The organism is Acinetobacter sp. ANC 4973, from assembly GCF_002135275.1.
GTDB classification, from domain to species: Bacteria; Pseudomonadota; Gammaproteobacteria; order Pseudomonadales; family Moraxellaceae; genus Acinetobacter; species Acinetobacter kyonggiensis.
The window spans coordinates 260,075-283,035 of the sequence record NZ_NEGM01000005.1 but is presented as its reverse complement, the minus strand read 5'-3'; the positions used below and the strand labels follow the sequence as shown (position 1 = coordinate 283,035).

Sequence of the window (22,961 nt, the reverse complement as noted above, 5' to 3'; positions counted from 1 at the left end):
GCAAATGCCTCCAATTTTCAATGCTATAGTTTGATAAATTGAAAAAAAGCAGTTTGAGTATATAGCATTGAAACGGTTTTTATTGGCTTGTAGTACGGCTTTGATTTCAGTCATGGGGGCAACTCACAGTGCTAATGTGAATGCTTTGCCACAGTTTAGTGTTCCTGAAATTGGCAGTGGAATTGGTTTAATTGACCAACAAAAAGAAAAAATGATTGGGGAAAAAGTCTTTCGTGAAGTGCAAAGACACATGCCAGTCATGCAAAACCCATGGTTAGAAGATCAGTTGTTCAATGTATTTTCACATATTTTAAGCCAAACTCAGCTTGGGCAGCCTATAGGTTTGGTAATTATTAACGATGCTCAAATTAATGCGTTTGCTGTTCCCGGTGGATTGTTTGCCCTGAATGCAGGCTTAATTACCTCTGCTCGAAATATGGATGAAGTGGCTGGTGTAATGGCACATGAGGTGGCGCATGTATCACAACGTCATTACAGTCGTTCACAAGAAGCATTTAAGGGACAAGGTTTACTGACCTTAGCGGGACTTTTAGTCGGGGCTTTGGTTGCTTCGCAAGCGGATGGTGATGTTGGTACGGCCGTGATGCTGGGGACACAAGCTGCATTAATGGATAAGCAACTGAATTATAGCCGTAACCAAGAGCGTGAAGCAGATCGTATTGGTATGCAATATATGTATTCAGCAGGTTATAACCCACAGAGTATGGCTGACTTTTTTGAGGTAATGCATCGCGCGACCAGTCAAGTGTCTTTTTTACCTGATTTTTGGTTGACACATCCACTGAGTACGGAGCGTATGAGTGAGGCACGCTTAAGGGCAAATCAACTGCCTCAAGTGAAGTCGAATTTGCATGATGAGGATTTTGAAATACTGAAATGGTACAGTATGGTGATCTCTAATCAGGCAACGGAACAACAATTACAAATTTTGGCAAATCGTAAAAATTTTGCAGGACAGTTGGCTTTATCAGCATTTTATTTAAAACAAGGCGATTATGTTCTCGCTCAGCAAGTTTTAGATCAGGCAAAGCTGCATCAGCGTTTAAATAATTTGATGATTCTCATGCAAACGGATATTTATTTAGGGCAAAATAAAGTCGATGAAGCATATAAGGCGATTCAATCCACTGCACGCATTATGCCTGAAAATAGAGCTTTAGCTTTTAAGTGGGCAGAAGTGTTGATTCGTCAAAAGGAAGCGGGGCAAGCCTTGAGTTTGATTCAGCCCTTTGCAAATAAGAATCCGAGGGATATTTCCGCATGGCGTTTAATGCAGCAAGCTGCCAATATTGATCAACAATCACCTTTTAGAACGGTGAATGTATTACGTTATCGGGCAGAGGTTGAGTATTGGTCGGGTTGGGAAGAAAATGCGATTAAGTCATTGTTGCATGCAGAGCGGTTGGTTAAAAATAATGAGGTATTGTCTGCAAAACTTAAAATGCGACTGGGTGAAATGCAAAAAGAGCGACAGCTAAAAATTTAATTTAGGGTGATCTTTACAATAAAGATAATAAAAATAAGGAGGTTAGATATGGTTGAAGGACAATGTTTATGTGGCTTAGTAACGTACCGTTATCATGCGGATATTGAAAAAACAATCATCTGTTATTGTGAGCACTGTCAGCGTGCTCAGGGTTCTGTATTTGGCTGGAATAGTGCGCTGGATAAATCTAAATTCGAGATTAGTAGCGGTATTAAATTTCTAAAAGAATATTTTAATAGTCCTCATAAAGCACGTGTTTTTTGCCAAGAGTGTGGTAGTCCTATTTATTCTTATCGGGTGGATTTACCTGAGGTTATACGTTTACGCTTGGGAACGGTAACGAGTGGTCAATTGCCAGCACCGACGGAACAGGCTTACTTGGAATACAAACCATCTTTTTTGCATATAGATGAATGAAATCTACCGTTAAAGTTGCTAAGTATATGATAATATTGGTTTGATTTATGTTTTTAACAATGAACAGTATTGATTGATTTATGAAAAAAATATTATTTTGCATGTTTATGCTGGGGTGTTCTGCATCTGGTGGTGTCTTTGCGAGCGTAGAGCAGTATGTGGCAGCAGTGGAAGAAATTTCTAAGCAATATAAGCAGGAAACAAGGAATTTTTTTAGTGGTTTAGATGCGCGACAGACCAATTTCACAGCACAGCAACAGGTGCAATTTTGTGGAATTGTTGGGGATTATGTTGAGCAGTTATATCAAGCAGCAGATCAAAATAGAGGGGCTCTAGATCGTCAATTTCGACAAATGACTAAGCAGGATGTGATTGATCAAGTAATGTCGTCAAAAGAGATGTTAATTTTGAAAAAATATAATGTTCAATGTGATTTGAAGTAAAAAATAACAACTTTTGAACTGTCTTTGAAATAAAGGCAGTTCAACGTTAAAGAATAGATTTGATAAGAGCGGGATTACGCAAGTTTTGCTTTAATTTTTGCAGAAACTTGTGCAGGATCGGCACGTCCGGCTATGATCGGACGTAGAGAATTCATCACCTTACCCATATCTTTCATGCTAGTAGCTTCTTGCGCAGTAATCGTCTGTGCAATGATTGAATCAAGTTCTTCCTCAGTCATAGCTGCTGGTAGAAATTGAGAGATAATCTCAACCTCGGCTTGTTCCTTACTAGCTAAGTCTTGTCGATTAGCACCTTCAAAGGCTTTAATCGATTCTTTACGTTGTTTGATTTGCTTTTCAATGACCGCAAGAACTCGACTATCATCAAGCTCTACGCGCTCATCGATTTCAATTTGTTTGATTGCTGCCTGTAGACCACGAATGACCGTTAACTTAGACATTTCTTTAGCGCGCATAGCTGCTTTCAAAACTTCAGTTATTTGGTTTTTTAAAGTCGTCATCTATTTTTCCCAGTTCAGTCAATCAGTCACAAATTAATTTTAGTAAAGGCGAGTAGTACGTACAGATTCACGCGCCAATTTCTTTTGGTAGCGTTTAACTGCAGCAGCTTTTTTGCGTTTACGTTCTTGAGTTGGTTTTTCATAGAATTCGCGTTTACGAACATCAGCTAAAACACCCGCTTTTTCGCATGAACGTTTGAAACGACGGATAGCTACGTCTACTGGTTCGCCTTCTTTCAATTTAACTTGTGGCATGAAGAATCCTCATTAAGTTATGGATAAGATCTAGACTGGATTGCCTAGATCACAAGTGAAGGACAGTATTTTACTCATTTACATCTCATATCACAAGTCTATAATAGCATTAGCAATATTTAGATACGGGTAAAAGGCAGTTTAATGATCGTTCTTGGCTTAGAAACTTCATGTGATGAAACAGGTTTAGCACTTTATGACAGTGAAGTTGGTTTAAGAGCACAGGTGCTATATAGCCAGATTAAATTGCATGCTGAATATGGTGGTGTTGTGCCAGAGTTGGCTTCGCGTGACCATGTCCGTAAGCTGATTCCTTTGTTGAATCAATTGCTTGAAGAAAGTAAAATTCAAAAATCAGAAATTGATGCGATTGCTTATACCCGTGGTCCTGGCTTAATGGGTGCGTTAATGACGGGTGCATTATTTGGTCGTACCTTGGCATTTGCATTAAATAAACCAGCAATTGGTGTGCATCATATGGAAGGTCATATGCTGGCACCTTTATTGTCTGAAACCCCGCCAGAATTTCCATTTGTCGCTTTATTGGTCTCTGGTGGGCATACCCAGCTTATGGCAGCACATGGCATTGGTCAATATGAACTCCTTGGCGAGTCAATTGATGATGCTGCGGGTGAAGCTTTTGATAAAGTCGCAAAAATGATGGGGCTTGCTTATCCGGGTGGGCCGAATGTTTCTAAATTAGCCTTGCAAGGCAGTACAACCGCTTTTGATTTTCCACGTCCGATGTTACACCAAGGATTGGACTTTTCATTTAGTGGTTTAAAAACTGCGGTTTCAATTCAATTGAAAAAAGTTGCTGGTCAAGGCCGCGAAGCAGATATTGCTGCGTCTTTTCAAGAAGCCTTGGTTGATACCTTGGTTAAAAAATCGGTTAAAGCGTTGAAGCAAACAGGGTTAAAGCGGTTGGTGATTGCGGGTGGTGTCAGTGCCAATTCGCGTTTGCGTGAACGTTTAGAAGCAGATTTAGCGAAAATTAAAGCGACTGTTTACTATGCAGAACCTGCATTATGTACTGATAATGGTGCAATGATTGCCTTTGCCGGTTATCAGCGTTTAAAAGCAGGGCAACACGATGGTTTGTCGGTAACCACGACACCACGTTGGCCAATGACGGAATTGAGTAATCCTGAGCAGGGCTAAATATTGGATTTTGAAAAGAGGCGAAAGCCTCTTTTTTCTTTTCATTTGGCTCAATATTAATGGTTTTAAGTTGTGTATTGTTGAAAAGAAACTTGGAACAATACAAAGAGTAATTTTTCAATGAGAAATTACTCTTTTTAAATGAATAGCTTAATGAATGCTTTAATTAATCTTGACGGATCAATGCATTGAATTGATCTTTAAGCTCAATATATTTTGGATTTAATTTTGCTTGATCACTTTTATCTTTAAAAATTTTCGCCACAGCCGCTTTGACTTCATCTGTATGGCTGCGTGGATGTTTTTCAGTTGTTACAGCATCATTAAGTAATACTTTAACTTTGGTTGTTGCACCTTTATTTTTTCGGCCAGTTTTAGATGTGCCTTTTTTATGGTTTGCATAACGACGCGCACGTGTATAACCCATGAGCAAAAATTTTCTTGCCATGTCTGCGCCAACAAAATCATTTTTCTCTAAATAATCTAAGAATAATGCAAAGATTTTTGTACTACTTTCAGTGGCTTGTGCTTCATCTTCAAATTGCCAAAATGGTGAAATTTCCGATTTATACGGTTCAACCAATAAAACACCTTCTTCACCGCGCCCAATACGATATAAGGTCGGACGTTTTCTAAAATTAATCTTTTCAAAGTCGAGTGAAAAGTCAAAACTGCGTGAAAATGCTTTGGCATCAGACTTAGGCGTTAATGAAACTTGTTCATTATCGGTCATGGGGTATTCCTTAAAATGTGTGATTTCTCTGAATAATGAACACTATTCATAAAGAGGTTGGATAGCGTTTAAGGCGTTGTGATAGGTCAAAACTGCAATGTATAAACCATAGCTGTTTATATCGCTCAAATAAAAGGATTCAGTGCTTTGAGAAAGAAGATATTAAACAATCAATAATCTAGAATTTTTGCAAATAGGAATGACTGAAACAACAACCTAAAATGATTGTGCATTTGATTTTAGATCATTATTTCAGAAATCATGCGAAATTAAAAGGCTACCAATCGTTGTGAACCAATCCAATGTTTGGAAAATTGATAAGCTGCACGTCCAGAACGCTGACCACGTAATTGACACCATCTTAAAGACTCAGCTCGGACTTCATCAGTAAAGTGAATATCTGCTTTGGCCAAATAATGTTCTACGATTTCTAGATAGAGCTTCTGATCCATTGGATAAAAAGACAGCCATAAGCCAAAACGATCAGACAATGAAATTTTTTCTTCAATCGCTTCTTGAGGGTGTAATTCGTTGTATTGCGGGACATCCACGCGTGTCACAGGCGTATTTTCATGCATAAATTCAGGCAATAGATGACGACGGTTACTGGTTGCATAAATAATAAAATTGCTTGAACCTGACTGTAGGGAACCATCTAGCACACTTTTTAAACTGCGGTAGTTTTCATCTTCTGCGTTAAAAGCCAAATCATCACAATACACAACAAATTTTTCAGGACGGTCTGCAATCAATTTCTGAATTTCGGGTAAGTCTGATAAATCATCACGTTCTATTTCAATTAAACGTAAGCCTTTAGATTCATATTGAGTCAGTAAAGCACGGACAATAGAAGATTTTCCCGTACCACGTGAGCCTGTGAGTAGTACATCATTAGCAGGTAGACCTTGCAGAAATTGCAAGGTATTTTGAATTACTTTTTCTTTTTGCTTTTCAATCCCTTTTAAATCATCTAAATAAATTTTCTTCGGTTGTTGAATGGCTTTCAATTGTTTGTCTTGCCATTTATAAGCGGATGCTGAAAAGTCAGTTTCTTGTTTCAGTTCTGGTAAGTTCTGCTGTAGTTGTTGGAGTACAGTGGAAAGAGCTTCTAAGATATGGTCAGGTAAATCAATTGTTGCCATGATTGTTCAGCTTGTACGTTTAAAAGATAAAAAAGATAGTTTTGCTTAAGAACTGTATATCAATTAGTCGTGATTTGCCAATGGAATAGGCATTTTTTGTCATGATAATCCGCTGAGTTTTCTGTCAATGTCATGCTTGATGCCCTATCATGGATAGTGGATGAAAATGAAAATGTTTGAGGGATAGGTATGTTATTTAAAGATTTCACACAAGATATTAATCCACATCAAGCGTATCGAATAAAAAAATTAAAAAGCCAACTTGGAACAGCCGAATCATATGAAGAATGGAAAAGTATCGCGCTGAAAATAGATGAAGAATCTGGCGCGCAAGAATGGAAATTTGATAACTGTTCACCTTATTTTGATGCTGAAATTATTGCTCATCGATTAGTTTTATTAAAACGCTATCGTTTCCAAAAACGTACCCGTGATCTCATGTATATATTACGTGAAGGTTTAACCTACGATATTGCGAATATTGCTCATCCCATGTTGTTTACTGCGACATATATGGGAACTAAAAAAATTATTGAAGATTATGTGGAAGAAGTCAGTGAAAGTCTGGCTTATATTGCTTCAACTGCTTGCCAGTGTTTGTCATTGTCAGAAAAAATTGATTTTTTTCAGCACTGTAAAAAAGCATATGGGCAACCTGCCTTAATGTTCTCCGGAGGAGCAACCTTAGGTTTGTTTCATACGGGAGTGTGTAAGGCTTTACTTGAGCAAGATTTGATGCCCAAAGTATTATCAGGCTCAAGTGCAGGGGCTATTATGACGGCAATGCTAGGGACTTCAAAACCCTCAGAAATTTCAGCGCGTTTAAATGGTGAAAACTTTTTTAGTGAAGCTTTCCATTTTCGTAAATTCAGTGAACTTCTCAAAGGTAATGGTGGTCTTGCTGATGTGAAATACCTAAAGAAATTTCTTGTGGAAAATTTAGGTGATATTACCTTTGAGGAAGCATTTAAAATTTCTGGCTTGCACATCAACGTGGCTGTAGCCCCTTATGATGCTTCACAAGAAGCGCGGATTATGAATGCCTACACGTCACCAGATTTGTTGGTCTGGAGTGCCGTTTTAGCGTCCTGTGCAGTCCCGATATTATTTCCGCCAGTTAGACTCACCAGTAAACGCTACGATGGTGAATTAACGCCATATATGGCATCCACGCGTTGGGTCGATGGCAGTGTACGCAGTGATTTTCCTCAAGAGAAAATGGCACGCTTGTATAATTTAAATTACACCATTGCCAGTCAGGTCAATCCACATATTGTGCCGTTTATGCAAAGTGATGCAGAGCGCTATCGCAAAGATATGTTAAGTTGGCCAGAACGGATTATTCGTCGTCAGGGTAAGGTCATTACCAAAGGAATTATGGACTTTGCCCGTGGGCGGGTTGGAAAAATTCCACCGATACGACGCTTGCTCGATCATGGTTATGGTGTGGTAGACCAAGGCTATTATGGTGATTTGAATATTGTGGGTAATTATAGTTCGCGGCACTATACTTATATGTTGCAAAATCCACGGCCATATTTATTTAAATTATTACAGCGTGAGGGTGAGCAGGCGACATGGCCTAAAATGTCATCCATTGAAACGCATGCCCGCGTAGGTAAAACCATTCAACATTGTTTGGAGCTTTTAAATTATCAACAGGATCCAGAGCAAAAAGCCGCAGAATTTATTGCAGTTTAATGTTGAAGATATTTCTCGTTTAAATTTAACGTTAAAGACCAAGCCGACAAGTTTAGCTTTTGGGCGTGCTTTATATGCATTTGAATATAAGCAGCAACATTATTGGTTGAAAACCCAAGCACCGAATGTGAATCCAGATTATGAAGCTGGATTTTTAAATGAATTGGCTTTTTATCAACAATGTATAGAACAACAAAGCTGTGCAGATTTTTTGTTACCCTTTCAAATTATGCCTGACGTCAACATTTTGGCTGAGCAACAAGTGTCAGGGAGAGCTGCCTTGATTGTAAGGCATGCAGATTTATTGCTTCATGATTGTTCTGCTCTGTCGATTCAAGAGATCCAAGAAATACTATTACAGTTATTCAATGCCGTTGATCAATTACATCAATTGGGCTGGATTCACGCTGATTTAAAAAGAGAGCATTTGGTTCAGTATCAACAAAAAGTGTGCTTGATTGATTTTGAACATGTACAAGAAATTAATTCACAGATCGCATTGCAAAGCTTAACAGCAACGCCACGTTATATGGCACCTGAGTTGTTTCATGGTGCGGCAAAAACCATTCAAACCGATATTTATGCACTAGGCATCATTATTTATGAATGGCTTACAGGGCAGCGTCTGACTGCAAAAAATTATCAAGAGTGGGCTTATTTGCACTGTCAAAGGTTAATGATTGAACTTCCAGAACATTTTTTGCTGTTTAAAAAGCTTTTAAGCGGAATGCTGGCGAAGCAAAAAGAATATAGATTTGCTAATATTTACACTCTAAAACAGTGCTTAATGACTGAAATTGTTTAAGAAAAATACAGAAAAACTGTTTTTGTTTTTTATTTAAACAAACAAATAGATTTTTCATAAAAAGGTCTTGTCATCATGAATCGATCTCTATAATATACACAGCCATTGGGGACGTGGCGAAATTGGTAGACGCACTGGATTTAGGTTCCAGCGCCGCAAGGTGTGAGAGTTCGAGTCTCTCCGTCCCCACCAATTATTATCAAACTTGTTTGATAATAAGGCTATAGAGGATTGGTGTAATGGTAGCATGACGGTCTCCAAAACCGTTCGTCAAGGTTCGAGTCCTTGATCCTCTGCCAAGTTTTTTAAAAATCCAACAAAATGTTGGTACCCTGATGGGGACGTGGCGAAATTGGTAGACGCACTGGATTTAGGTTCCAGCGCCGCAAGGTGTGAGAGTTCGAGTCTCTCCGTCCCCACCATCATATGAAAGCAAGGTTATTGACCTTGCTTTTTTATTGCCTGTACATAATGAAAAGTTAAATAAAAAGCCCTAAAGAGGTAATGCTGATCAGTTGAGGGGTTTACAACTAACTTCTTAGCTATTCACGACAGAGTCTTATGCTTTTAAAGCAAATACTTGGAGCTCGTTGGTTCTTTTGTTAAGCCAAAATGAGAATCCTCAAAATATATTTTGAGTTCGTAAGAAAGGCATCTTGCGGCGCAGTGCGCCTCACCGCAAAACTCGTCAAATACCTTTTATTGATCAATTCATCGCAGAAACCTTACTTTTTCAATCTTGCGGTGTATACACCTCATGCTTTGCACTGCAAAATAAAGCCGTGCTTTATTTATTGCTCAAGTTGCGGATGACGTTTCCGCGTATCAAATAATATCTAGAATTTTAAAATAAAATGCCAATCAATTTCTTAATTGACTGGCATTATCTAAACAGGGCTTTCAATATATTGCAATACGTTATTCTTTTTATCTCGATCTAAAAGTGAACTTGTCTTTAAGCTTTTAAATGATCTTCAAATTCTTCACCCAGTTGCATTGCAAGTGAATTCCCCGCTAAATCACACGTTACAAGACCATATTCTTTTTTAAAGCTAAAAGTAAATCCGCGATTGTCGGTTAATGATTTTACTGAATAGCCTAATTTTTCTAACCAAATACGAAATGCAATTAAATTTTTTGCTTTCACAACTTTCTTCACGAGAGAACTCCTTGTCTATATTAAATACCTTGTGGGCACTTCATAATTAATAGGGGTGAAGTGGTTTTTTTTAAAGGGGAGATTTGTGCTGTTTTTTATAAAAAAAATATTTGGTTGGTTTTTTATACAAAAATAGCGTAAATAATCGTTAAAATTTGCACTGAAAGTTAAATGTAAGATAGCATTTTGGCTGATTGTTTGAGTTGTATTGAACTGATTTATATTGTTTTTATTGGTAATTGTATGTGTTGTAAAATAATGGAAATATTTATACACAATTTTTAAAGTATTGCTCAATAATTTTTGTCGGACTTTGGCTGACTATTGTTCTAAATTTGCAGTAGAAGTGCTAAAGCTCACCTGATTGAGTCATTTTGTGCGTAGCTTGGATGTACCTAAACCATCTTAAATGAGCTTTGAACAGGATAGGCTGCTTAATGCTGATACTTTGGTAAGGTGATGAGATGAGATGATTACAGCGGTAGCGTGTATTGAGTCAAATTCAAAAGATGCAGCAACAAGATTTAGTTCTTATTGCTGCCATGTGCTAGGGCATACAGGTTGCTGATTCAAGTTGCGCTAGAAGCTCATGCTTAGATGTATCAAATTTTATCAGCCAAAGTTAAAAGTTATCTTTTAACTCTCTTAGCCGTTGGAATTCTTCCACACTTTCGACTCTTAAAAATGGGTTGGTTTCTAATTCTAATTCAATGGTACTGGGGAGCGTGCATTGACTGAGCATGCGCTTAGCTTCAACTTCATCAAAGCGCTGTTGAATCGCTAAATTGTTTGGTTCTACATGCAATGCAAATTTTGCATTTGCAAGGGTGTATTCATGAGTGCAGTAAACTTTTGTACGCGCAGGTAGAGCAGCCAAACGATTGAGCGAATGATACATTTGCTCGTATGTTCCTTCAAAGACCCGACCACATCCCATTGCAAAGAGTGTATCACCGCAAAAAACAAGTTCTAAAGCTTCGATAAAATAGACAATATGACCCAATGTGTGACCCGGCACTGCAATAATCTCAACGTCCAAATCATGAAATTTAATTTGTGCTTGGTCTTGTAGCGGGTGAGTAATAAAGGGGACTTTAGTTAATTCTTCACGTGGGCCATAAACTGGAATATTACGATTAAGTAATAGCTCTGGTACGCCACCAGTATGATCTTTATGCCAATGCGTGAGCCAAATTTGCGTTAAGTTTAAGTTGTTTTCCGCACAGTAAGCTTCTACTAAATGTGCTTCGGTTGGGTCAATCGCAACAACATCCTTACTTGGTTGATGCTCTAATAACCAAATATAGTTTTGTAATTGGTTTTTGACATCAATCATATGAATTTGAAAAGTCATGAGATACAAGACCCGTAAGATAGATATGAATAAGCTATCGTTAAAGTCGATTTTTTTCTAGTCATAGAGTGCAAAAACATAATATTCAGGCCGATTGCCTAGTCTGAGTTGCGTGTCTAAAACTTGATAAAAGCTGTGAAGTTTCGGCTCTGCTATTTAAAGTGTCTACTCATGATTTGATGAAAACTTAATAAAGCCGTATGAATTTTATTGTTATAGATTATTGATCATAACGGCTTTGATTTTTTGTATAAGCAATGGTGGTCATGATAAAAGCTGAATTTTTAATTCATTGAGAAGAATAAATGTACGAAGGACATTAAGGGATTAAAAGCAGCATTAAGTTTTGCTTTATAATAGAGACAGATTATCCTAAGGGAAGAAATATGAATATACCCTTGATATTGAATGTTATCGCATTTTTTGTCTTATTGCTTTTATTAACCGAAACACGAAAAACAGACTGGAGCTTAGCGAAAAAAGTTTTAGTCGGTTTATGTTTAGGTGTCGCTTTTGGTTTGGTTTTGCACCTGATTTATGGTGAAAACTCATCTATATTGAAAGACACTACTCAATGGTTTAATTTGATTGGTAATGGTTATGTAAAACTTTTACAAATGATTGTTATGCCTTTGGTTTTTGTCTCGATCTTGGGCGCAGTCATTCGATTACATGATGCAGGATCATTGGGGAAAATTAGTTTCCTCAGCATTGGGACGCTATTGTTTACTACGGCAATTGCTGCTTCTGTGGGGATTTTAGTGACCCACTTATTTGGATTAAGTGCGATTGGCTTAGTTCAAGGGACTGCTGAAACAGAGCGACTCAATACGATTCAAACGGACTATGCAGATAAAGTATCCGATCTAAATATACCTGATTTATTTTTATCGTTTATTCCGAGTAATCCCTTTGCAGAACTGACAGGTGCTCATCCTACCTCAATTATTAGTGTGGTTATTTTTGCAGTGCTTTTAGGAATGGCGGGTTTAAACCTAATTAAAACCGATCCTGAAAAAGGTCAAAAAGTACTCGCTGCGATACAGATTTTACAAGCTTGGGTCATGAAGTTGGTACGTTTAATTATGACCTTGACACCTTATGGTGTTTTTGCACTGATGGCAAAAGTCGTTGTTAGCTCTAAAATGGCAGATATTCTTAATTTAGGTGGCTTCTTAGTGGCGTCCTATGTGGGCTTAGCCATTATGTTTGCTGTACATGCTGTCATTTTATTGCTGACAGGTGTGAATCCGATTCAGTTCTTTAAAAAGGTTTGGCCAGTACTGAGCTTTGCATTTACCAGTCGTTCAAGTGCTGCGAGTATTCCTTTAAATATTGAAGCGCAAACTAGACGTTTAGGTGTGCCAGAATCGATTGCGAGTTTTTCAGCATCTTTTGGGACTACAATTGGGCAAAATGGTTGTGCGGGTTTATATCCTGCCATGTTGGCGGTGATGGTTGCTCCAACGGTGGGAATTAATCCTTTTGATCCGATTTGGATGCTCACTTTAGTTTGTGTGGTGACTTTAAGTTCAGTTGGCGTTGCGGGTGTCGGTGGTGGTGCAACATTTGCGGCACTTATTGTGTTGCCTATGCTCGGTTTACCTGTGACATTGGTGGCATTGCTGATTTCAATTGAACCGTTAATTGATATGGGGCGTACTGCATTGAATGTGGATGGATCCATGACGGCGGGTATGGTCACGAGTCAGTTGTTAGGTCAAACAAATAAATCAATATTTGAACAAGATTCAGCTGATTTAAAAGAAATTTAAATCATCAGTTTTGCTTGGCGTGTCCATATGATGCGTTTATATAAAGCCAATAGATTACTATTGGCTTTTTTTTATTCAAAAATAATCTGTATCAATTATTTTTTAAAATCTGTCGCTATTTTGCTGTGATGAGTTGCGTAAAATGATGAAAAATACAGTGAGGTTAATGAATATGAAAATGTATCAGGTCGATGCTTTTACCAATGTGTTATTTAAAGGCAATCCAGCCGCAGTGATTGTGACCGAACAATGGTTGGATGAAGCATTGATGCAAAATTTAGCTTTAGAAAATAATTTGTCTGAAACGGCATTTGTAAAAGTCATTGATGCAGAAAATTATGAAATTCGTTGGTTTACCCCAACAACAGAAGTTGATTTTTGTGGACATGCGACTTTAGCCAGTAGCTTTGTGCTGTTTAAAGATTTTACCTCTGCTAAAGTAATTCAATTTCATGTGAAAAATTTGGGTATCTTTGTGGTCAGTCAAGAGACAGATGGCAAAATCAAAATGAATTTTCCAATTCGCCGTGCAAAGAAGATTACGGACTACCCTGAAATACTCGATCAAGCTTTAAGCAAGCCATTTAAAAATGTGTATTTGAATAGCCAAGCTTATATTGTGGAATATGAAAACCCACAACATGTCATAGATGAAACACCAAATTTAGAACTGTTAAAACAATTGGGGAAAATTCGCACGGCAATTACAGCACAAGGAACATTGGTTGATTTGGCCTTAACTGCGCAAGCCGAACAATATGATTGTATTTCTCGTTATTTTGCCCCAGCCAATGGTATTAATGAAGATCCAGTCACGGGTTCAATTCATACCGCGATTGCACCCCTTTGGGCTGAAAAATTGGCTAAAAATGAAATTTTAGCTTATCAAGCTTCACAGCGCGGAGGTGAGTTGTATTGTGTGGTGCTTGAAAATGAACGGATTGAAATTTCAGGTTATGCAAAACTGTATATGCAGGCAGAATTGTATTTGTAAAATATTGATCAAGATGAGCTGAAAAGCCGTTGAAATAAACTAATGCTGATCAGTTAAGGATTTTAGAAATAAACTCCTTAACTTTTGTTATTCATGGCGGAGTCTTATATCCTTGAATAAAATATTTGGAGCTCGTTTGTTCTTTTGTTACGCCGAAAGAACCAAAAGCATTTGTCATCCGCAAAACTCGTCAAATACCTTTTATTGATCAATTAAATCGCAGAAACCTTACTTTTTAAAGCGGTTTTGCCTCGAACAGTTGCGGATGACGTTTCCGCGTATCGAATAACTTTATGAATTTAAAAAAATACCCATCAGTTTCTTAACTGACTGGGATTAGTTGAAATAAACGGCTATTTTTTCAAAAAACCACTATTAAAACTAAAAATCATTTCCTAAGATGTCAGGGTTATAAAAATTCATATGATTGAATAAATTAGGATAATTATGTTAATGCGGTTTAAACAACTTACCATCTCCTTATTATTAGTAGGCTTGAGTGCCACTGCTTGGTCACAACCTATTTTAGTTAAATCTCAACAAAAGATTGAGGAATATAAATTAGAGAATGGTTTTCGTGTGATTCTTGCGCAAAATGATAAAGAAAATAAAGTGTTCATGAATACGGTTTATTTAACCGGTTCATTGAATGATCCGCAGGGTAAAGGCGGTTTAGCACATTTATTAGAGCATTTGGCTTTTAAAGGGACACAGAATATTCAAGGCGAAGAATTTCAACGTCGTCTTGATCAATATACCTTAATGACTAATGCTAGTACGGATTATTATTCGACCAAATATACCAATGTCATTCGACCAGAACAAAATGTGATTAATGAAGTGATTCATCTTGAAGCTGAGCGGATGGATAAATTGGTTTTACAAGAAAAATTTGTCCCTTCAGAAATTTCGATTGTGAAACGTGAACGTGAAGTTCGTATGGATCAGCCTTTTTCTGTGATGATGGATCAAATGTGGAAGTCGGCTTATGGCAATCAATATTTAGGACGTTTACCGATTGGTGATTTAAACGAATTACAATCAATTAAAATGGATGAGTTAAATAAGTTTTATCGCACATGGTATGCACCTAATAATGCCGTGATGGTGATTTCAGGTAAATTTGATAAAGCTGAAGTGTTGAAACAGATTGACCAAAATTTCAGTCCAATTGCAGCACGCCAAGTTCCAGCACAGACCAAAGTTCCTGTGCTTGATTCGTCTAAAATGAAACAGCGCAATTTTCTGGTGCAAAAGGGCAGTGATCTGGCGAAATTCAATATTTATTTGAATGGTAAAAATGAAAAAATCAAATCTGAACTTGCCTTAGCACCCTATTTATATACGATGCAGCCGAGTGGGCATCTTTATCAAAGTATCGTGGAAACAGGTTTAAGTACAGCAGTTCAATCAACGACATGGTTGGATCAAGACTTTAATTTGGTTTTTATCGGCGCAATTTATGCACCTAATCATGATGCTAAGAAAGTTGAATCGGCATTAATTTCAGGGGTAGAAAAAAATCAACCCTTCAATGAAACTGAACTTAATCGGGTAAAAAACCTGATTCAAAATCAGTCTGACAGCGTATTAAGCAATGCCGCAGCATTGGGCGGGCGTTTGAGTGATTATTATGTGTCTTATCAGGGCGATTGGTCACAGTATTTTACCGATTTGGAGAATGTCAAAAAACTTAAACTGGCTGATGTGAACCAAACCTTAACCCAGTTTTTAGTCCCACAACATCGTATTTCAGGCGATATTCAACCGACACCTGAAGAGCAGAAAAAAGCATTAAAGCAAAAGCAAGCAGCTGAACCCGCTAAAACCTTAGCGCAAACGGATATTCAAGAAGAGCCACTGAAAGATAGTCGTGTCTACCAACAGGAGGTTGCTAACTATGTTAAAGCCTCTAAGCAGTACTTGGTCAATACTGAAAAGAAAATTCAACGTGGCACATTGAAGAATGGTATTTCGTACGCTTTATATCCAACATCGACACGTGATGATAAAACTTATGCCACGATTTCGATCGATTTTGGTACTGAAAAATCACTCTTTAATCAAGGTGAAGTTTTAGATTTGATGGCGTATTTATTATTACGTGGTTCAGATCAATATAGCTTGCAAGATATTGCCGATAAATCCATTGAAGCGGGTGGTGGTGCGGCTGCAAATGCATCAGGCAATAGTATTACCATTCAAATTGTTGCGAAAAAAGAAAAGTTCGAAGACTACTTTAAATTTATATTAGATGTTTTGAAAAAACCGAAGTTTGAACAATCACAATTTGATTTGATTAAATCGCAAAGTTTATCTGCTCTAGATCGACCTTATACCGAGCCAGAAACAGTGGCTGCGCTGACCATGACACGTTTGTTAGAGACCTATCAACCTGGGGATTTGCGTTACCATTTTGAACCTGATCTTGCAAAGCAACAGATTAAGGCTGCAACAGTTGAGCAAGTGAAGACGTTGTATCAGAATTTCTTTGTGAGCAATCATGCACAAATTGCGATTACTGGCGATTACCAAGCCAAAACGATGCTCAAAATCTTGCAAAAGGAATTTGGCAGTTGGAAAGCGCAATTGCCATATCAACGACTCAGTTCCGATTATCAAGTTTATCCTGCACAGAAGGTGCATGCTTTATCGGAACAACGTGAATTTGGCAATTACCAATCTATTTTGACTTTCCCTGTCGGTGCTGATCATCCAGATACGCCAGCTTTAATGGTGTTTAGTTATATTTTGGGCGACTCACAACTTTCTTCACATCTTGCACAAGAACTGCGTGAAAAAAATGCTTTGGTGTATGGTTTTGGCAGTAGTTTAGACCTAGATGATTGGATTGATTCAGGTGCTTTAACCATTGAAGCCAATTATACAGCAGGTAAGTCGGCACAAGTTTCACAAAGTGTGCATAAAGTTCTCAACAATTTGCTCAGCAAAGGTGTGACCGAGCAAGAGTTGGAGGCTGCCAAAGCCAATATCTTGAAAAAACGAGTCACCGCTTTGGAAGATGAACGTAATATTCATCGTATGTTAATGCCACAACTCGAACATCATCGAGATTTATTGTTCCGTGAAAAGCGTGATCAGGCGTTGGCAAAATTAACGAAAGCCGATGTCGATGCTGTCATTAAGAAATACATCAAGCTAGATCAGTTCGTGGAAGTGATGGCTGACCAATATGGTAAAGCACAAAAATGATGGAATGAAAGTCATTTCATCTCGTCTTGTGTGATAAAGCGTTAAAAATAACATGCTCTTTAGAACCTCCCTGTATTTAAGGGAGGTTCTTTTTTATAACGAATAAAACTGCTTAGCAGTGTGATGAAAAACTTGTTGTAATGCATTTGGATCATAAGCCACCACAGCATCACTAAAAGCATCAATAATATTCACCAATGATGTACTGACACGATCCATCGGGAAATTAGAGGCAAACATAACTCGATAAGGACCAAAGCTTTTCAGCACGTGAGTAATGAGTGGCATGGCTAAATCATAAACTTCTTGTTTACTGGCTACGCGACCTTGCTTGTGAAATTGATGACCCAATACAGGCATAAATAAACCTGACATTTTGGTATAGACATTTGGACATAAGGCAAGCTCAGCCATATCTTCCTGCCAGCGAAATAAAATATTTTCACGGGCAATTTTGGTGAGTCCCGTCAGTGTACCAACCTGACCAAAAAGCCCTGCGGGTGTGCCAAAATGATCCAGCACAATGGATGTTTCAGGAAATTGTTTGGCTAAAGCAATCACATCATTTAATTGGGTGGAATAGACCCAAGCATCAAATGTGAGGTTGTAGTGTGCTAGGGCTTCGAAACCTTTTAGAAATTTTTTATTAGCATATAAGTGCGGTTCATCTGCCCAAGCATAAATGTCTTGATCTTCATGCACTGCGGCCATTTTACGAATGCCTTTAAAGCGTGGCGAAGCCTTGCTGTGTAACTGCAATATCTTTTTAAAATTACTGTCTCGCGGATCTGCTGTTGCAATAATACCGCCTAGTTTTACCGTTTCTTGGTTAAAAGACAAAGATTCAATAAAATGGGTTTCATCCGCAGCGCCTTTGCCTTTGTTTTTATGCCAACGGGCTTCAACATGCACGACTTGTTCGACGGGGTAATGTCCAATATCTTGTAGATAGTTTTCAGGTAAATAAGGTGCAGTAATGTGATTGGTTAACCCAAGTGTTTCGATCAGGTCATCGGATTTAACCAGACGCACAAGCTTATCTAGTAAGTAAGGATGCTTACCCAATAATTTAACTGCTAAAGCGGCTGAATAGGACATGTGATAAGCATCCCATTGGTGAATATGCGCATCAATCATTGCAAAATTCAGTTGTTGCATATGTATCCCTAATTCAGCATGTCCTGACTATTTACCATACTGCAAAGTATGATTGCTTTGAATAACCTTTTATCCAAAAAATGAAGACCTAAAAAAAGCCCTGACGGGCTTTTAATCGAATGATCAATGTTTGTGATCATGGTCATGCTTATTGGCATGAAATTCTTCGTTATGACGGAAGCGAAGATAGTTTTCAAACTGTTCGCAATATTCATCATAGTTATCTTCAAGCATCATTTGAAATTGTTGCATGATGTAAGACATGACTTGATCTTTCGCATCCCGCATTTCATTGCCATCTTTAAAGTTATTTGCTGCGACCCACGTATTAAAACGCGCCGTACCAAATAACATTGCAGCACTGACTTGCCCACGTATTTCAGGCGGCTTTACTTGTGAACCTTTTTCAATACGGCAAAAGTCATTGGCATGTTTAATAAATTCATCAGCACGTTCAAAAAAAACAGCATTTAACGCTTCTTCTTCGGTTACATCTGTTGCTTCAATCTTTTGAACCATGAACTTTTCCTGCAAAAACGATCTAATGCCATATTATAGGCAAAGGCTTGCAGAAACTAAACCTTTGGCTTAATCTAAAAATAGCCTAAGTATAAAAATGGATAATGTAATGCAAGATGCCATTGCGGTACAAAGTTTAAAAAGTGACATTGCTTTATTGCGTCAAAATATTTGGCCACCTGTAAATTTAGCCAATGTTGAAGGTTTGCCTATTTATTATGGTTCCAAGGTCGAAGTTGAAGAATATTATCGGCAATGGACAGGGCTTATTGAAAGGGCACAGGATCTATTTCAACCTTTTATGCAGGATGAGGTAGTAGATGCGATTCATTTACCCAGTCATTTGAACTTGCCTTTATTTTATTTTCATGTGGATCGGATTCGGATTAATAAAACTCGTGCCAAAGAGTCGAAGACTTTTCGCGGTATTGCCAGTTTAATAGACAAATGTGGACAATATGAAGCTGCACAAATTCAAGCGATGCAAGCTTGGCTTGAAAGTGATGATACTGCTGCGTTAGTGGCACACCGTGAATTTATTGACTTACGTACCTATGTGTTTCAGCATGGGCAAAGTGAATATACGCGGACGCGATTTTATGTGAATGGTATTGTACTTAGTACAGAGCCACACTTTGAATTGGTCGATGCACGTGATAAGCCGCGTAAACAGCGTAACGATAGCTATAGTGACCCGTTAGCTGATAATAATACGTGGAAAATTTTCGGCAAATATCGCTAATGGATGGTGATATTTGCTTCTCTTTTATAACCAAAAAGTCTTAGTTTTGGAAAAGGTTATTAAATGCTGCTCTGACTGTTGCAACATGTATTGTTTTTCATTGGCAATCCAGCCCAAAACAAACCAGACTTTTTGTTTCTGTTTAACAATGCCTTGAAATAGTGCTTCAGCCACAAGTAAGTCGTTATATTGTCCCAAACTTTCTTGTAGTGGTTTTAAGTCTTTAAGATACTTTTTAACGGCTTTATTGGGATAGAGCGAGGCAATAAATTCAACACAATAACGTAAACGTTTGACTCGTTTGCGGGTGCGATGTTGTGACGTAATATCCAGTTTTAGAAATTGGTCGGCATCCTTACAAATTTGCTGATGCAATTTCTGGAGTTTTTTTGCAATGTCTTTTTTTAAGACCATCTTTTTTTGCTTTTTAGTGGGTTGATGCACGAATTGCAGTAACGCTAACATCAACTGAACAGTATCTAAAGTACGTAAAGACGCATCAATGGGGACATTATTCTCCTCGGTAACGGGGGGAAGCTGAGTGAAAGGAGCACCTGCTTGCTGTAACCGTGGGATGAGTCCTTCATTTAAGGCATCATAGTCTCGTGTTGAACCGAGTTGACGAAACAGTGTGGTAAGTTGTTGTTGCCAGTTTGGATCAACATCATTTGACCAATTGCCAAAAATACGTAAAGCACTTCTTAGGCGGCGGATCGCGACACGCGTCTGGTGTACATGTTCATGCGTATAGTGTTCAGAAGCAATGGCTGTGGTATTGGGCAATAAATGTTGTAAGCTATTATTTACGATTTGTTTTAATGCGGCATCGGTAGAGTCTTGTCGATTAAGTTGCAGTGGAGCTGCAAATTGCACAGTTGTAGTCTTTAATTCTTGGGTTAGACAATCACCACGCTGTGCTTTACTTCTCACATCTAACCATAAATCATATTGTTTAATCCACGGTTGGATAAATTGAATAAAATTGGGGATTGCACCTTTTTTAAGTTCAAATTCAAGCTCATAAATGGCTAGTTTCTGTTTGTCATGACGAATTTCACCCCGATCCAAACTGACTTCAATTTCTGCATGATTATAATGCACAACATAAACAAGGCGATTTACATCTGTTTCAAATTGCATGCTTAAATTTTTAGCCTGTTTGCCTAAAGCATGCTCTAGCACTTTTTTTGCTTGTGGATGTGATTGATAAATTTCGAGATTTAAAGCGGGATGCTCAACTGCTCCTAAATCAATTTCTAATTCAAAGCGTTCTAAATGATGCTCACTGGATACTTTTAAGGTTTGTATCCAGTGCGTATCTTCAAGGCGTTGTCGCAATGAAATATGCTGTTGAGCTAAATGTCGTTCGGGGGTGTCGTAGTATTGTGCATATAGTGAGCGAGGCTGCGCATTTTTAGCCAAAAACAATTGGTAGAGTTTTTTTTGATGTTGCGAGGGGATCTGAAATTTTAATTCAACTTCTAGCATATCAAAACTCCTGACATTTTATTATCGATGTCGTTCTATCCTAATTGTAAGCCAGACTGAATAAAATAGTAGTCATGTTATGCTGAAAAAGTAGATAAAGCGTATCGTCCAAAATATCGGCAGTGATTCGAATAGGGGATAATACGCTTTTGATGGTTTACTTAATAAATTTTCGGCTGACTAGGAATTGTTCAGTCGCTTCAAGTAAATGCTGCGCATAAACTTCTTGTTTCGCGGTGAGCCAACCCAAAACAAACCAGTCACTGGCTTCAAGTTCAGTTTGTTGAATATAAGCTGCGGAAGAAGCCAGAATTTGATATTCACTGGCGGCAAGCTGAGCGTCATTTAAAGCTTTGCTGTATTTTTGCAAATTTTTAACATCATAAATTGAAGTTAAAATAGGGAAGCTAAATTTTAACTCATGAATTTTAGTGGATAATTTATCGAGGCTTTCAAAGTCAGCAATATTTGCACTGGTTAAACTGTCATGTAATTGCTTGTATTGATTTTGCAATGTGTTTTGAGCAAACCATTTTAAATCATGTGTTTGAGGTTTTTCTTCTTGCTCTAAACTGAACATCAAGAGTTCCAAATAATGATGTACGTTTTGCGTTGAGCGAACCAAATTGGACAACTTTTCTTTGGCATACAAAATATCTTTGGTCAGATTGGATGCGGTGTTGGGGTTTTGTAAAAAGGCTCCCAAAGTGGTTTGCATGTGTTCCAAATGCTGTAAATGATCGAACTGCTGTTTAAATGCACCCAGTTGCATGGCCCATTTATCTGAAACAGCGTCATTCCAATCTTTAAATAAAGATAGCGTTAAATTCAAATGATCTAAGGCAATTTGGGCTTGTTGAACATGTTCTTTTTCCGCCACAATCGCTGAAATAGCGGCAATATTTGGCAGTAAATGTTGTAATTGTTGAGCAATTAGAAGTCGTAAGTTTTTGTTGGCAGAATCTTTTTTACTTAAAGTAAATTCTTTTGCTGATTTTGCCGAACTGACTTTTTGATGGGTGGCTAAAAGATGACCTATTTCAGCTTTACTACGAACATCTAACCAAAGTTGGTATTTTTTTACCCATTCAAAACTAAAGGCTAAAAGGGATTGGATTGAGCCTGCTTTAAGCTCGAATTCAACTTCATGAACCTCGCACTGTGCAGTTGCAGTACGGACTTCACCGACATCTAAACTGACTTCAATGTCGGTTTCTTCAAATCGAAGAACGCGAAAAGTGCGCTGAATATCTGTTTCAAATTGTAATTTAAGCTGTGCTTGTGCTTTGCCCAAAGCATTGCTAAGGATTTGCTGTGCTTCAGCATCGTTTTGATAAAGAGTTAAATCAAGCTCTGGTGCTTGTTCTTGTTCACCAAGGTCATAATTGTGCTCAAAGCGGTGTAAATGGCTTTTTCCAGCAGCTTTTAAGGTTTGAATCCAACGTGTACCTTCTAATCGTTGTCTTAAGGCAACACCATGTTGTGAAAGTAAGCGTTCTTCAGTGTCATAATATTTTGCTTTAAGTTGAATAATTTCTGATTTTTTAGGATCTAACGCTTTGAGTAAAGCATTACGTCGTGCTTCTGGAATTTGAAATTTTAATTCAACTTCGACCATGATCTTTCATCCTAATTTTTTGACGCTATGTTAGACATAAAAAACGTCATCTTTACGGTACAAATGCGTTATGAAAAAGTGATTCTTAATAGCGCTTGAATTGTATTCTTTATTTTAAACCTGCAATTGTAGCGAAAATGATTTTTCATGTAAGACTTGACGAAGCGATTCTTCAGACATTGCATTTGAAATGAACAAAAAGTTATCGCTAGGAACACTTTTGTTTGTATGGAAAATACGCTAACGTAAAGAAAAA

At 37.8% G+C, this 22,961-nt stretch carries 20 protein-coding genes and 3 tRNA genes; 13 read left to right on the top strand and 10 right to left on the bottom strand.

Going from position 1 to position 22,961, the window contains the following annotated elements; translation table 11 throughout:
* The first annotated feature begins 67 nt into the window (after window positions 1-67).
* The 3 genes from B9T30_RS08765 to B9T30_RS08755 all read left to right on the top strand — a co-directional run bounded on the left by B9T30_RS08765 (window position 68) and on the right by B9T30_RS08755 (window position 2,367).
* Entirely contained in the window at window positions 68-1,507 is a 1,440-nt protein-coding gene (locus B9T30_RS08765; protein ID WP_086184634.1) for a M48 family metalloprotease, read from the top strand.
* A 48-nt stretch (window positions 1,508-1,555) separates the two neighbouring features.
* The gene (locus tag B9T30_RS08760; protein WP_086184633.1) at window positions 1,556-1,924 is read left to right on the top strand and encodes a GFA family protein; all 369 of its coding nucleotides are present in this window, start codon (window positions 1,556-1,558) and stop codon (window positions 1,922-1,924) included.
* A gap of 80 nt (window positions 1,925-2,004) precedes the next feature.
* Window positions 2,005-2,367: a hypothetical protein gene (locus tag B9T30_RS08755; protein WP_086184632.1), complete on the top strand. Its 363-nt coding sequence runs from the start codon at window positions 2,005-2,007 to the stop codon at window positions 2,365-2,367.
* Between the two features lie 74 nt (window positions 2,368-2,441).
* Here the strand turns inward: B9T30_RS08755 and B9T30_RS08750 are convergent, their stop codons facing one another.
* Complete coding sequence (locus tag B9T30_RS08750) at window positions 2,442-2,888, bottom strand: GatB/YqeY domain-containing protein (protein WP_004648662.1); 447 nt, start codon at window positions 2,886-2,888, stop codon at window positions 2,442-2,444.
* A gap of 39 nt (window positions 2,889-2,927) precedes the next feature.
* A complete protein-coding gene (gene rpsU, locus B9T30_RS08745; RefSeq protein ID WP_001136722.1) occupies window positions 2,928-3,143 on the bottom strand; it encodes a 30S ribosomal protein S21 in 216 nt (71 codons plus the stop codon).
* Between the two features lie 144 nt (window positions 3,144-3,287).
* On the opposite strand from rpsU, the gene tsaD reads away from it, so the two are divergent.
* Entirely contained in the window at window positions 3,288-4,304 is a 1,017-nt protein-coding gene (gene tsaD / locus B9T30_RS08740) for a tRNA (adenosine(37)-N6)-threonylcarbamoyltransferase complex transferase subunit TsaD (RefSeq protein WP_086184631.1), read from the top strand.
* Window positions 4,305-4,470: 166 nt separating this feature from the next.
* On the opposite strand, the gene B9T30_RS08735 is transcribed toward tsaD, so the two are convergent.
* Window positions 4,471-5,037 (bottom strand): DUF4385 domain-containing protein, encoded by a 567-nt coding sequence (locus B9T30_RS08735; RefSeq protein WP_086184630.1) that lies wholly within the window; start codon window positions 5,035-5,037, stop codon window positions 4,471-4,473.
* Between the two features lie 269 nt (window positions 5,038-5,306).
* Window positions 5,307-6,179, bottom strand: a complete 873-nt coding sequence (locus B9T30_RS08730) for an ATP-binding protein (protein WP_086184629.1) — start codon at window positions 6,177-6,179, stop codon at window positions 5,307-5,309.
* Between the two features lie 189 nt (window positions 6,180-6,368).
* On the opposite strand from B9T30_RS08730, the gene B9T30_RS08725 reads away from it, so the two are divergent.
* The 5 genes from B9T30_RS08725 (at window position 6,369) to B9T30_RS08705 (ending at window position 9,107) form a co-directional block, all read left to right on the top strand.
* A complete protein-coding gene (locus B9T30_RS08725) occupies window positions 6,369-7,880 on the top strand; it encodes a DUF3336 domain-containing protein (protein WP_086184628.1) in 1,512 nt (503 codons plus the stop codon).
* Window positions 7,870-8,685, top strand: a complete 816-nt coding sequence (locus tag B9T30_RS08720; protein ID WP_171264144.1) for a serine/threonine protein kinase — start codon at window positions 7,870-7,872, stop codon at window positions 8,683-8,685. Before B9T30_RS08725 ends, B9T30_RS08720 begins: the two co-directional genes overlap by 11 nt.
* A gap of 107 nt (window positions 8,686-8,792) precedes the next feature.
* A tRNA-Leu gene (locus B9T30_RS08715) sits at window positions 8,793-8,877 on the top strand.
* A 33-nt stretch (window positions 8,878-8,910) separates the two neighbouring features.
* Window positions 8,911-8,984, top strand: a tRNA-Trp gene (locus B9T30_RS08710).
* 38 nt (window positions 8,985-9,022) lie between these two features.
* Window positions 9,023-9,107, top strand: a tRNA-Leu gene (locus B9T30_RS08705).
* 533 nt (window positions 9,108-9,640) lie between these two features.
* On the opposite strand, the gene B9T30_RS08700 is transcribed toward B9T30_RS08705, so the two are convergent.
* Together B9T30_RS08700 and gloB are read right to left on the bottom strand one after the other, a co-directional pair.
* On the bottom strand, window positions 9,641-9,844 hold the full coding sequence (locus tag B9T30_RS08700; protein ID WP_004648669.1) for a hypothetical protein: 204 nt from the start codon (window positions 9,842-9,844) through the stop codon (window positions 9,641-9,643).
* Between the two features lie 622 nt (window positions 9,845-10,466).
* On the bottom strand, window positions 10,467-11,198 hold the full coding sequence (gene gloB / locus B9T30_RS08695) for a hydroxyacylglutathione hydrolase (protein ID WP_086184626.1): 732 nt from the start codon (window positions 11,196-11,198) through the stop codon (window positions 10,467-10,469).
* A gap of 386 nt (window positions 11,199-11,584) precedes the next feature.
* Between gloB and B9T30_RS08690 the strand changes: the two genes are divergently transcribed.
* From B9T30_RS08690 to B9T30_RS08680, 3 genes are all read left to right on the top strand, one after another.
* On the top strand, window positions 11,585-12,973 hold the full coding sequence (locus B9T30_RS08690) for an L-cystine transporter (protein ID WP_086184625.1): 1,389 nt from the start codon (window positions 11,585-11,587) through the stop codon (window positions 12,971-12,973).
* Between the two features lie 172 nt (window positions 12,974-13,145).
* Entirely contained in the window at window positions 13,146-13,967 is an 822-nt protein-coding gene (locus tag B9T30_RS08685; RefSeq protein ID WP_086184718.1) for a PhzF family phenazine biosynthesis protein, read from the top strand.
* Between the two features lie 447 nt (window positions 13,968-14,414).
* Window positions 14,415-17,180 carry a M16 family metallopeptidase gene (locus B9T30_RS08680; protein WP_086184624.1) on the top strand — a complete coding sequence of 922 codons (2,766 nt, stop codon included), beginning with the start codon at window positions 14,415-14,417 and terminating at the stop codon, window positions 17,178-17,180.
* Between the two features lie 93 nt (window positions 17,181-17,273).
* On the opposite strand, the gene B9T30_RS08675 is transcribed toward B9T30_RS08680, so the two are convergent.
* Window positions 17,274-18,338 carry an amidohydrolase family protein gene (locus B9T30_RS08675; protein ID WP_086184623.1) on the bottom strand — a complete coding sequence of 355 codons (1,065 nt, stop codon included), beginning with the start codon at window positions 18,336-18,338 and terminating at the stop codon, window positions 17,274-17,276.
* Window positions 18,339-18,461: 123 nt separating this feature from the next.
* Window positions 18,462-18,857 (bottom strand): DUF3144 domain-containing protein, encoded by a 396-nt coding sequence (locus tag B9T30_RS08670; protein ID WP_086184622.1) that lies wholly within the window; start codon window positions 18,855-18,857, stop codon window positions 18,462-18,464.
* A 109-nt stretch (window positions 18,858-18,966) separates the two neighbouring features.
* Here B9T30_RS08670 and B9T30_RS08665 point away from each other — a divergent pair, with 109 nt between their 5' ends.
* The gene (locus B9T30_RS08665; protein ID WP_086184621.1) at window positions 18,967-19,599 is read left to right on the top strand and encodes a hypothetical protein; all 633 of its coding nucleotides are present in this window, start codon (window positions 18,967-18,969) and stop codon (window positions 19,597-19,599) included.
* Between the two features lie 24 nt (window positions 19,600-19,623).
* Here B9T30_RS08665 and B9T30_RS08660 read toward each other — a convergent pair whose 3' ends face one another.
* The gene (locus B9T30_RS08660) at window positions 19,624-21,087 is read right to left on the bottom strand and encodes a CHAD domain-containing protein (protein ID WP_086184620.1); all 1,464 of its coding nucleotides are present in this window, start codon (window positions 21,085-21,087) and stop codon (window positions 19,624-19,626) included.
* 157 nt (window positions 21,088-21,244) lie between these two features.
* The gene (locus tag B9T30_RS08655; protein ID WP_086184619.1) at window positions 21,245-22,705 is read right to left on the bottom strand and encodes an inorganic triphosphatase; all 1,461 of its coding nucleotides are present in this window, start codon (window positions 22,703-22,705) and stop codon (window positions 21,245-21,247) included.
* Window positions 22,706-22,961 lie beyond the last annotated feature (256 nt).

Excerpts from the sequence above, each read along its gene's own strand:
- B9T30_RS08675 (WP_086184623.1), bottom strand. The coding sequence starts at position 18,338 with ATGCAACAACTGAATTTTGCAATGATTGATGCGCATATTCACCAATGG.
- B9T30_RS08735 (WP_086184630.1), bottom strand. The coding sequence starts at position 5,037 with ATGACCGATAATGAACAAGTTTCATTAACGCCTAAGTCTGATGCCAAA.
- B9T30_RS08725 (WP_086184628.1), top strand. The coding sequence starts at position 6,369 with ATGTTATTTAAAGATTTCACACAAGATATTAATCCACATCAAGCGTAT.
- B9T30_RS08685 (WP_086184718.1), top strand. The coding sequence starts at position 13,146 with ATGAAAATGTATCAGGTCGATGCTTTTACCAATGTGTTATTTAAAGGC.
- B9T30_RS08670 (WP_086184622.1), bottom strand. The coding sequence starts at position 18,857 with ATGGTTCAAAAGATTGAAGCAACAGATGTAACCGAAGAAGAAGCGTTA.
- B9T30_RS08750 (WP_004648662.1), bottom strand. The coding sequence starts at position 2,888 with ATGACGACTTTAAAAAACCAAATAACTGAAGTTTTGAAAGCAGCTATG.
- rpsU (WP_001136722.1), bottom strand. The coding sequence starts at position 3,143 with ATGCCACAAGTTAAATTGAAAGAAGGCGAACCAGTAGACGTAGCTATC.
- B9T30_RS08665 (WP_086184621.1), top strand. The coding sequence starts at position 18,967 with ATGCAAGATGCCATTGCGGTACAAAGTTTAAAAAGTGACATTGCTTTA.
- B9T30_RS08660 (WP_086184620.1), bottom strand. The coding sequence starts at position 21,087 with ATGCTAGAAGTTGAATTAAAATTTCAGATCCCCTCGCAACATCAAAAA.
- B9T30_RS08730 (WP_086184629.1), bottom strand. The coding sequence starts at position 6,179 with ATGGCAACAATTGATTTACCTGACCATATCTTAGAAGCTCTTTCCACT.
- B9T30_RS08680 (WP_086184624.1), top strand. The coding sequence starts at position 14,415 with ATGTTAATGCGGTTTAAACAACTTACCATCTCCTTATTATTAGTAGGC.
- B9T30_RS08755 (WP_086184632.1), top strand. The coding sequence starts at position 2,005 with ATGAAAAAAATATTATTTTGCATGTTTATGCTGGGGTGTTCTGCATCT.
- B9T30_RS08760 (WP_086184633.1), top strand. The coding sequence starts at position 1,556 with ATGGTTGAAGGACAATGTTTATGTGGCTTAGTAACGTACCGTTATCAT.
- gloB (WP_086184626.1), bottom strand. The coding sequence starts at position 11,198 with ATGACTTTTCAAATTCATATGATTGATGTCAAAAACCAATTACAAAAC.
- B9T30_RS08690 (WP_086184625.1), top strand. The coding sequence starts at position 11,585 with ATGAATATACCCTTGATATTGAATGTTATCGCATTTTTTGTCTTATTG.
- B9T30_RS08655 (WP_086184619.1), bottom strand. The coding sequence starts at position 22,705 with ATGGTCGAAGTTGAATTAAAATTTCAAATTCCAGAAGCACGACGTAAT.
- tsaD (WP_086184631.1), top strand. The coding sequence starts at position 3,288 with ATGATCGTTCTTGGCTTAGAAACTTCATGTGATGAAACAGGTTTAGCA.